This window comes from Streptomyces sp. NPDC107522 (assembly GCF_055657525.1).
The window spans coordinates 73751-84237 of record NZ_JBVKAU010000026.1; the positions used below are offsets into that span (position 1 = coordinate 73751).

General features: G+C 71.0%; 7 protein-coding genes. 6 read left to right on the forward strand and 1 reads right to left on the reverse strand.

The window, feature by feature from the left end; genetic code table 11:
- The first annotated feature begins 147 nt into the window (after positions 1–147).
- The 5 genes from ACZ7L6_RS41305 to ACZ7L6_RS41325 all read left to right on the forward strand — a co-directional run bounded on the left by ACZ7L6_RS41305 (position 148) and on the right by ACZ7L6_RS41325 (position 6741).
- A complete protein-coding gene (locus ACZ7L6_RS41305; RefSeq protein WP_471933308.1) occupies positions 148–1047 on the forward strand; it encodes an N-acetylglucosamine kinase in 900 nt (299 codons plus the stop codon).
- 184 nt (positions 1048–1231) lie between these two features.
- Positions 1232–3154: a phosphatase PAP2 family protein gene (locus ACZ7L6_RS41310; RefSeq protein WP_471933310.1), complete on the forward strand. Its 1923-nt coding sequence runs from the start codon at positions 1232–1234 to the stop codon at positions 3152–3154.
- Between the two features lie 267 nt (positions 3155–3421).
- Positions 3422–4972 (forward strand): ArnT family glycosyltransferase, encoded by a 1551-nt coding sequence (locus tag ACZ7L6_RS41315; protein WP_471933322.1) that lies wholly within the window; start codon positions 3422–3424, stop codon positions 4970–4972.
- Positions 4973–5053: 81 nt separating this feature from the next.
- Positions 5054–5977: a MurR/RpiR family transcriptional regulator gene (locus ACZ7L6_RS41320; RefSeq protein ID WP_471933312.1), complete on the forward strand. Its 924-nt coding sequence runs from the start codon at positions 5054–5056 to the stop codon at positions 5975–5977.
- A 389-nt stretch (positions 5978–6366) separates the two neighbouring features.
- Positions 6367–6741 (forward strand): hypothetical protein, encoded by a 375-nt coding sequence (locus tag ACZ7L6_RS41325; protein ID WP_471933314.1) that lies wholly within the window; start codon positions 6367–6369, stop codon positions 6739–6741.
- Positions 6742–6852: 111 nt separating this feature from the next.
- Here the strand turns inward: ACZ7L6_RS41325 and ACZ7L6_RS41330 are convergent, their stop codons facing one another.
- Complete coding sequence (locus ACZ7L6_RS41330; protein WP_471933316.1) at positions 6853–7641, reverse strand: cellulose binding domain-containing protein; 789 nt, start codon at positions 7639–7641, stop codon at positions 6853–6855.
- A 244-nt stretch (positions 7642–7885) separates the two neighbouring features.
- Between ACZ7L6_RS41330 and ACZ7L6_RS41335 the strand changes: the two genes are divergently transcribed.
- Entirely contained in the window at positions 7886–10330 is a 2445-nt protein-coding gene (locus ACZ7L6_RS41335; protein ID WP_471933318.1) for a polysaccharide lyase 8 family protein, read from the forward strand.
- Positions 10331–10487 lie beyond the last annotated feature (157 nt).

The window sequence follows — 10487 nt, forward strand, 5'->3', positions numbered from 1 at the left end:
CGACAGCGCCCCAAAGGGGCGCGGGGAACTGCGCGACCAGCCACGACGGCGCCGCACACAAAAGACGCCACGTCTCGGCACGTTCAGCGGAGCGTTTGGCACGGTTCGCCCGCCGTCATCGCGCTGCGCAACGACGAAAGAGGACCCGTGCAGGAAACGACGCCACTCGTGGTCGGTATCGACGTGGGCGGCACCAAGACGCATCTCCGCGCCTGCGCCGGGGTCGCCGTGGTCACCGATCATGTCCGGACGAGCAGCGGCTGGCGGCCGCACGACCCCGTGGCCGCCGCCGGCTGGCTGGCCGCGCTGGTCGCCGACGCCCTGCCCACGGGTGCCCGCCCGTCCGCGCTGGCCCTGGGCGGGCACGCCTGTGAGACGCCTCGCCAGTGCGCCCAGATCCGTACCGCGCTGCAACTCCACTTCGACGCGCCCGCGTTGGTCGTGGGCGACGCCGAACTCCTCGTTCCTGCCGCGGGGTTGGACAAGGGCGTCGGTCTGGTCGCGGGTACCGGTTCCGTAGCGGTCGGCCGGCTGGCCGACGGCAGCCCGGTTCAGGTCGGCGGCTGGGGTGCGGTGCTCGGCGACGAGGGCGGCTCGGCCGGTCTTGTCCGCGAGGCCGCGCGGGCCGTGTGGGCGGCACACGACCGCGGAGAAGAGCCCGACGCCCTGGCGCTCGGGCTCCTCGACACGTTCGGGGTCGCCGAAGTGCCCGCACTCGGCGCGGCCCTGGAGGGCGCCGAGGACGTCTCCGCGGAGTGGGGCCGGCATGCGCCGGTCGTGTTCGCCGCCGCCGAGGCCGGTTCGGTGCTCGCCCGTGCGGTGATCGCCGAGGCCGGCCGTTCGCTGGCGGCCCTCGTCGCGCGGCTCGCGGCGCGCGGGGTCACGGTCGACGACGTCGTGGTGGCCGGCAGCACCGTTCTGGCCCAGCCCGTCCTGTACGAGGCCTTCGCCTCCGCTCTCGCCGAGAGCGTGCCGGGGGCCCGGCCACGACCGCTCCGACTGCCGCCGGTGGAGGGGGCGGTGGCGCTCGCCCGTTCACTTCTGTGACACCTGCCGGACGCCGGGCCATCCCGAGTCCGACACAACTCGCCCGTAGATCTTCGCTCGTACGACTCGATCCCTCTGCGCTTCTGCTCCACGTGTGTTTTGTGCGTCCTGCACACCAGACGGTCGAGTCGATCATTTCGATCTCCTCGCGGCCGTACGGCCGAAGAGCTCAAGAGAGGCACTCATGCCGTCAACCGCCGGCCGTCACACCACCTCAGTCATGAACAGAAGGCGCTTTCTGATCACCTCCGTCGGCGGTGGGGCGGCCCTGGTGGCCGTCCCTGCCGTCGCCGGCTGGCTGCCCGCCGCGGACGCCAAGGCCGCGGTGAACGCCGCCGCGTTCGTCGACGACTACAAGACGAACGTCGTCGCGAACCAGACGCCCGAGACCAATGCGGTGGTCCGCATCCTCGGCGGCTTCGCGAAGGTGTGGAAGACCGGCGGCGCCTGGAACACCGGCACGCCGCTGATGCCCGACGTGCTGCGCGCCAACATGCGTTACTGCGCCCGGATCACCACTGCGCGCACGGACGCCCAGGCGAAGGAATCGTTCATCGTCGACCGCCAGCACCAGAGCTACTCGGTGATCGCCGGGCTCGGTCCGCTCGCCGACCTGTACAAGTCGGGCGCCAAGGCGGTCACTTCGATCACCAGCGCGCCGGACGGTACCCCTGCCGGGAAGATCAGCGACGCCCTGCCCGCGGACGCCCCGGCCGGATCGGCGATCGGCGCCGGTTCGTACGACTCGGAGCTCGGCAAGGTGGCCAAGCTGGTCGACACGGTGCGCGGCCCCTTCGCCTCCGGCAACCCGGCCAAGTTCGCCTTCCAGTACCCGCGTCCGTGGCGCATGAACGAGGACAGCGAGGTCGTCGACACGGGCAAGAAGGACTCCTTCGGCTTCCCGGTCTACGAGTCGGAGGTGGTCGTCGCCCCGCAGCTGCTGCGCCAGCGCAGTGAGACGGCGTCCGAGGACGGCGGCTTCCCCAGCGGGCACACCAACGCCCTGCACCTGGCGGCCCTGGCGTACGCCTACGCCGTGCCCGAGCGTTTCCAGGAGCTGGTCACCCGCGCTTTCGAGCTCAGCCACACCCGCATCGTGGCGGGCATGCACTCCACGGTCGACGTCCTCGGCGGCCGCATCATGGCCACGGCCCTGGCCGCCGCCGCCCTGGTCGACCCGGCCAACGCCGAACTCAAGGCCGCTGCCCGCGCGCAGGCCCTGGCGTACTTCACGCAGCGGACCGGCACGACGGCCGACACCCTGTACGCGTACGCCCACTCGGCCGGAGCCGACAGCGACCCGTACGCCGACCGGGACGCCAACGCCCGCACGGTCAAGCCCAAGCTGACGTACGTACTGACCCGCGAGGGCCGCGACGAGCCGCTCACCGTGCCGAAGGGCGCCGAGGTGCTGCTGGAGACGCGCCAGCCGTACCTGGACGCGGCCCAGCGCCGCGAGGTGCTGCGGACGACCGCGCTGCCCGCCGGGTACGTTCTGCTGGACGGCTTCGAGCAGTGGGGGCGGCTCGACCTGTTCGCCGCCGCCGACGGTTACGGCGCCTTCGACTCCGGCGTGACCGTCGCGCTGGACGCGGCGGCCGGGGGCTTCGGCGCGGCCGACACCTGGCGCAACGACATCCGCGGCGAGGGCGGTCTGACCAAGCGCGGCACCGGCACGCTGACGCTGACGGGGCACAACCGCTACCGCGGCGGCACGGTGGTCGAGAGCGGCGCGCTCGTCGCCGGATCCGCCAACGCGCTCGGTCAGGGCGATGTGCGGGTCGTCGGCGGCACGCTTCGCGCCGACAAGGTCCTGCGGGTGCGCGGTTCTTACGTCCAGGAGGGCGACACCCGCCTGGAGTTGCTGCTGCGCAAGAACCACGGTCCGGCGCTCGACGTGTCCCGCCGGGTCGTGCTGGGCCGGGGCAGCGTGCTGTCGCTGCGTCTCGATGCCGAGCGGCCTCCGGTCGCGGGGACCACGGTTCCCGTCATCGACGCCGCGCAGCTGCGCGGCCAGTTCGACCGGGTGGAGCTGAACTCCGACACGCTGCGGGCCGTACCCGTCTACACGACGGAAGGTCTGTCGGTACGACTCCTCAAGCGGTGACGGCGTCCCCGGCGGGCGTTGAGGCAGAGTAGGCCCATGGGCCGGCTCTTCCTCAACACCCGCCGCCGTGGGGCCGACGGCGCCGCGGAGCGGATGATGGCGCTCGAACAGCACTCGGCCCCGGCCCCTGACTCGTTCCCTCACGCGCCTGACGCCTCCGTCACGTCCGGCACGTCCGGCACGCCCGGCGCACGCGGCAGCCGGCCCTGGCGGCGGTCCGCGCGCCGCCTGCTCGTGCCGCTCCTCGTGGCCGTGTTGCTCGGTCAGATGGCTGTCGCCATGGTGACGACGGCCGTGCAGCAGACGCCGACGATCGACGAACCCGTGTACGTGGGCACGGCGGCCGAGTATCTGCACGAGCACCGGCTGCGTCACAACCCGGAGCATCCGCCGCTGGGAAAGCTGCTCATCGGCGTCGGAGTGGCCCTGGCCGATCCGCATGTCGATCCCTCCTTCAGCGGCGATCAGGGCGAGTTGGGGCGGCACCTGCTGTACGAGTCCGGGAACGACCCGTGGCGGCTGATGCTGTTCGCCCGACTGCCCGTGATCGTTTTGACGCTTCTGTTCGGGCTGATCGTTTTCTCGTTCGCCCGTGAACTGGCCGGTGCCACAGGCGGTTTGGCGGCGCTCGGCCTGTACGCCTTCTCCCCCGACGTCATAGCGCACGGCTCACTGGCCACACTGGACGTCCCGGCGGCCGGGTTCGTGCTGACGTCGGTCTGGCTGCTGTGGCGGGCCCGCCGCCGGCCGCGGTGGTACGTGCCGCTCGCCGGGGTGGCGCTCGGTGCGGCCCTGGCGACGAAGATGAGCACGCTGGCGGCGGTCCCGGTGCTGATGGCGCTCGCGGCTCTGTCCCTGTGGTGCGCGAGGTCGTCCGGGGAACCCCGGCGCAGGGCGCTCGTACGCGCGGCTGCGGGCGCCGGTGTCGTGGCGCTGGCCGGGATCGCGGTCGTGTGGCTGTCGTATCTGGTGGTCGATCCGCGGCTGCGCTGGGCGCCGGAGCAGTCCGTGCCCGTCGTGCACGGTCTGCGCGGGTTGGCAGTGGACCTGCTGCCCTTCCCGGAGGCCTACCGGGAAGGGATGCGGATCCAGTTCGGCTTCGAGAACCACCCGTGGCAGGGCTTTCTGTTCGGCCGCCTCTACACCGGGTCGCTCTGGTACTACCTGCCGACCGCGCTGCTGGTGAAGACGCCGCTCGGCATGCTGGCCCTGTGGGCCGCGGGTGCCGTGGCGCTGCTCGGCGTACGGCGGCTGCGGCCCGTGGCGCCGTATCTGCTGGTGCCCACGGGCGTGCTGCTGGCCGCGGCCATGCTCGGGTCGCGGGACTTCGGCACGCGGTACGCCGTGTTCGTGCCGATGTTCCTGGCGGTGGCGGCGGGGTGTGCGGTCGCTGTGCGGTGGCGGTGGGCGCCGGTCGCGGTGGGGGTGCTGACGCTGTTGGTCGCGGTCAGCTCGTTGCGGACGTACCCCTACTACCTGCCGTACTCCAACGAGGCGTTCGGCGGTCCGGAGAAGACGCATCTGCGGTTGCACGACTCCAACGTCGACTGGGGTCAGGACCTCGGCCGGCTGGCCGACCGGCTGCGCGAGCGGTACCGGGGCGAGCGGGTCTGGCTCGTGTACAAGGGCAGCGGGGTGCCGTCCGCTTACGGCATCCGGGCCGCCGACCCGCGCAAGGTGCCCGTCCGCGAGGTGCGCGGGCTGCTGGTCGTGTCGGACTCCTCGGTGGCCAAGGCGACCGGGCGACTGGCCGAGTTGATCGAGACCAGTCGTTCGATCGATACGGTCGGCCATTCGATCACGATCTATCGCCGCTGAGCGTTGCCGCTCGGAGGAGCCTCGGTGGCCACAGTGTGTGAGCTATGTTGAAGCACTGTGGGAGACAAAGGAGGCGCACCGGTGTCATCGCCCCAGCAGGCACGTGCGCAGGCATCCGCGATCACCTCGGGAAAGACGGCTCCGGAGGCCGAGGCATCCCCGACTTCCCAGCTCAGGGCGCTCTTCGACCAGCCGAGGCTGTCCCCGGGGCAGCGGCGCATCGCCCAGTACCTGATCGAGCACATCACCGAGGCCGCGTTCCTTTCGATCACCGATCTGGCGGAGCGGGTCGGCGTGAGCCAGCCCTCGGTGACGCGTTTCGCCGCGGCGGTCGGCTTCAGCGGTTACCCCGCGCTACGGGAGAAGCTCCAGTCGATCGCCCTGGGCACCCTTGCCGGGGGCCCGGCGGCAGCCGAGGAGAACGGCGCCAACGAACTGCAGGCCGCGGTGGACGCCGAGATCGAGAACCTGGAGAACCTGCGGCGCGACTTCGCCGACCCCGACCAGGTGATCGACGTCGGCCGCAAACTGTCGCAGTCGACCCCGCTGACCATCCTCGGCCTGCGCATCTCGGCGTCCCTCGCCGAGTACTTCGCCTACGCGGCCCGCCGTATCCACCCGGACGTGCGGCTGGTGACCCGGGGCGGCAGCGTCGCCTACGACGCGCTGCTGCAGTCGCGCGAGGCCGGCGGCACCTGGGTGCTGGCGTTCTCGATGCCGCGGCACGCCCAGGAGACGCTCACGGCCGTACGGGTCGCGCGCAGCGCCGGGCTGCGGGTCGCCCTGATCACCGACCTGGCGCTCGGGCCGGTGGCCGACACCGCCGACGTCGTCTTCGCCACCGGCACCGGCTCACGGCTGGTCTTCGACTCCTACGCCGCTCCCGGCGTGATGGCGGCCGCGCTGCTGCAGGCCATGACCGACGCCGACCCGGAGAGGACGCAGGCGCGGCTGGAGGAGTACGAGCAGATCTCCGACCAGCACCAGTTCTTCCTCCGGGACTGATCCTTCGAACCGGCCGCCTCACGGGCTCAGTCCACTCCGATCAAAACAGGTCACAGAGGAATCATTCAGATCAAATCACGCATGAATGTTTTCATGCTTCTTGCAAAGCGGACGGCATATATAAATACTTCACACCGCACCACCCGCCCGCAGAAAGCAGCCGGTCCGTTCATGCGCACGTCACCCCATCCGCCGTGCGAACGCCGTCTGGTTTCCCGGGCTCCTTCGCGAACAGCCGTGGCCGCCGTCTCCTACCCGCGTCGGCGCTCGGGCTGTTCGGTCGGGCATCGCATGCGCGAGCGCCCGTGGCGGCGGCCCCGGTCATCCCCTAGGCCGGGGCCGCCCCGACCCCGTCGGACACCCCGAACGACGCCGCACACCCGGAAGCGATGACCATGCCCCTGACGACCACGCGCATCAGCCCGGACTGGCCGTGCCAGGTCAAGACCCCCGGTTCCTACGACTGGGAACGCTCCGCGGCCAAGTGGCTGCGGGAGTTGGTGCCGGCACGCTACGCCAGCTACCCGGCGCTGATCCGCCACCCCGTCCTGCTCGCGCGCCACGCCCAGATCCAGGTCCAGAACGAGATCCGGGTCGCGCGCACCGCGCTGCAGACGGCACGGGCCGACCTGCCGTCGCTCGGCATGCCCGAGTCGGTCATCGAGCACACCATCAAGCTGTACGCGGCGGAGGTCATGCAACTGCAGCACATCGCCCGCAGCGTGCGCGCGGTATCCCAGGCGCTGGTCGACCACGGGCGCTGATCCGCCGCGCCTCAGTCGTCGTCGACACGCTCCAGTCGTCGCCGGCCGGCATCCGTCTTCGTCGGCCCGCATCAGTCTTCCCCGGGACGCATCAGTCATCGGCCAGCCACATCAGTCGTCGTCAGGACTCCCGGCCGTCGCCGCGCAGCTGACCTCGGCCGACGGGGCGCCGGTCGCCGAGGTGTAGGCCAGGAAGCCGAACTTGACGCTCGCACCGGGCTCCAGACTGCCGTTCCATGACGCGTTGTCGATGGTGGCCCTGCCATCCGCGGACCTGGTGAGGGTGCCGTCCCAGACCTGGGTGAGGCGGGCGCCGTCGGCCGGTACGACCGTCGCGGTCCAGCCCGAGACGGCAGAGGCGGGCGCGTTGGTCACCGTCACCTCGCCCTGGTAGCCGCCCTGCCAGGAAGAGACGGTCCGGAAGGACGCGGTGCACGCTGCAGGGCCATCCGGATCGCCGGAACCCGGGGTGTCCGAGGCGGTCTGAGTGGGCTCGGCCGATGCGGAGGAGGTCGCGGAGGGAGCCGGTGTCCGGGCCGCTGCGCCGTCACCGCGGCCGGGGAGCAGGAGAGCCCCGCCGAAGCCGATGACCGCGGCCGCCGTCACGGCGACCACCACGGCGGTGCGGCGAAATCCAGGGCCGGACACGGCAGTACCGGGGCGGGCGCCGCCGCCGCGCGGTGGACTCTTCCTGTCCTCGGCGACGGGCGGCAGTTCCTGTGTCGCGTCCTCTGTGCCGGGCTGGTCTGCGGGCAGGGCCACGGTCTCGTAGCCGCCCTTGTTCTCCTCCCACTCCTTGAACAGTTCAGCCAGGGCGTCGGTGCGGCGTGGGCGCAGGACGCGGATCGGTTCCAGGGCCGGGCCTTCGTCGGGCTGCGCAGGGTCGGGCCGTGTGGGCACACCGCTCTCCTTCCGTCCCGTCTGCACGGGCTTCGCCATTCCCCCGACGACTCATACGGGGTTGCCGTCCAGCCGGTTCAGCGGAATGCGTGGGCGGACCAGCCGACCGACGCCCCCTTTCCCCTCCCCACTCCCCTCTCCCGTCTCGCGCCTCCCGTCTCGCGCCTCCCGTCAAACGATCGATACGCTCAATTCGGTATCCCCTATTGAGCGTTTGAGCGCTCCCCTGCTAGAAAGCGCCGTCATGACGACTCGTTGGTCACGTCGCGGCTTTCTGACCGCAAGCACCGGCACCGCTGTCGCGCTCGGCCTGCCCGTCCGGGCGAGCGCCGTGTCTCCGTCCGCCGTACTGGCCGCGGAGGCGGACGAGTTCGCAACCCTTCGAGCCAAGTGGCGCAGGCTCGTCCTGGGCGAGGGGTTCAGCCCCACCGCCGAACCGTTCAGAAGCCGGCTCGCCGAACTGGGCAGCACGGCAAACCAGTTGCGGTCGTCCATGACCCCGGCGGCCGGATCCCTGTGGCCGGACCTGGCCTACGCAGACCCGGAGCCCGACACCGATCAGGAGTCGTACGGCTACTCCGGCAACATGCACGCCAGCTACAGCCGGCTCAACACGCTCGCGCAGGCCTACTGCCAGCAGGGCACAGGTCTGACCGGTGACGCAGGGCTGAAGGACGCGATCCTCACCGGGCTGGACCATCTCCACTCCGAGGTCTACAACGCGGGGCAAACCCGCTACGGCAACTGGTACAGCTGGCAGATCGGTGCCCCGCAGGCGCTGCTCGACGTCTGTGTGCTGATGTACGACCACCTGCCGGCGGAGCGGATCGCCGACTACGTCGCCGCGGTGGACCACTTCGTGCCCGACTCGGCCGTGTCGAGCTACACCGGCACCAGTACCGGCGCCAACCGGGTCGACCTGTGCCGGGTCCTGGCCCTGCGCGGGATCGTGGGCGCGAACTCCGCCAAGGTCGCCCTGGCGCGCGATGCCCTCTCCCCGGTGTTCCCGTACGTCACCAGTGGCGACGGGCTCTACACGGACGGATCGTTCATCCAGCACACCACCGTGCCGTACACCGGCTCCTACGGATCGGTTCTGCTCGGCGGGCTCGGGATGCTGTTCGCGCTGCTGGCCGGGTCGAGCTGGGAGGTCACCGACACGAACCGGCAGATCGTGTTCGACGCGGTGGAGAAGGCATGGGCGCCGTTCCTCTACAACGGGCTCGTGATGGACGGCGTGTCGGGCCGGGCGATCAGCCGTGGACTGTCCGCGACCGACACGAAACAGATCCAGCAGGACGATCACCTGCGTGGTCATCCGATCCTCGCGTCGATCGTTCTGCTCGGACAGGGCGCGAGCACGACGGAGAACGCTCGCTGGCGCGGTCTGGTCAAGGGCTGGCTGCAACGCGACTACTACAGCCCGCCGATGAGCAATCCGACGATCGGTCTGACCGGTCTGGCCCGACTCAAGTCGGTCCTCGACGACACCTCGATAACTTCGATCGCCGAGCCGACCGGCCATCGCCTGTTCACCGACATGGCCCGGGCGACCCACCGCAGACCCGGCTGGGCGGCCTCGCTCAGCATGGCCGACCGGCGGATCACGTACTACGAGACGGGCAACGGCGAGAACCTGCGCGGCTGGCACACCGGTTCGGGAATGCTCTACTGGTGGGGCGACACCTTCGGCAACGGCCAGTACAGCGACGCCTTCTGGCCCACCGTCGACCCGTACCGGCTGCCCGGCACGACCGCCTCGCGCAAGGCACTCGCGGACGCGGCCGGCGGCGGCTGGGGCGCCTCCCTGCCGGACGTGAACTGGGTGGGCGGAGCCACGGACGGGCAGCGCGCGGCGATCGGGCAGTACCTGAAGGGGCTGCAGTCCACGCTGCTGGCGAAGAAGTCGTGGTTCTTCCTGGACGACACGGTCGTCTGCCTGGGCGCCGGCATCAGTTGCACCGACGGGACGACGGTGGAGACCACGGTCGAGAACCGCAACCTCGGCCCCACGGGCGGCGCTCCCTTCGTCGTCGACGGCACCACCAAGCCCGCCGGCTACCCCTGGTCGGAAACGCTCACCGGCGCCACCTGGGCGCACATCGGCGGACACGGCGGCTATGTGTTCCCCGGCGGAGCCACCGTGAAGGCGCTGCGGGACGCGCGGGACGGCCGGTGGAGCGACATCAACAAGGGCGGCTCGACGACGGTCCTCAACCGCAAGTACCTGACGATGTACATCGACCACGGCACGAACCCGGCGGGCGGCACCTGCGCCTATCTCCTCATGCCGGGCGCGACGGCCGCCCGGACGCAGGCCCGGGCCGCGGCGACGACCTGGCTGACCGTCCTCGCCAACACCAACGACCAGCAAGGGGTGGCCGTTTCCTCGCTCGGCTTCACCGGGGTCAATTTCTGGTTCGGCGGCACGGTCGGCGCTCTCGTCGCGAGCCATCCGTGCTGCGTGATGATCAGTGAGAAGTCCGACGGCACGGCGGTGATCTGCGTGAGCGATCCGATGCGGATGCAGACGAGTCTGACGCTCACCTGGAACCGTGCCGTGTCGGCGGTGCTCGCCAAGCCGTCCACCGTGACCGCGGCGACCACCGGTTCCGCGCTGAAGCTCACCTTCGCAGACCTGAGCACCAGCAGGGGCGTCACGCAGAGGATCACCGTCCGGCTGGGGTGAGCGCCCGGCCGCGGCCGGTGCAGCGCGAACCGGCCCGGCGGCCCCGGCGGGAGGGCGGGGGGGGGGGTTCGGTCCCACCGGGGGGATCGTGGGGGGCAGAACAACCAACACAACCCACCCCCCATCCCCCAGCCCCCCCCCCTCCCCCCCGTGCTCC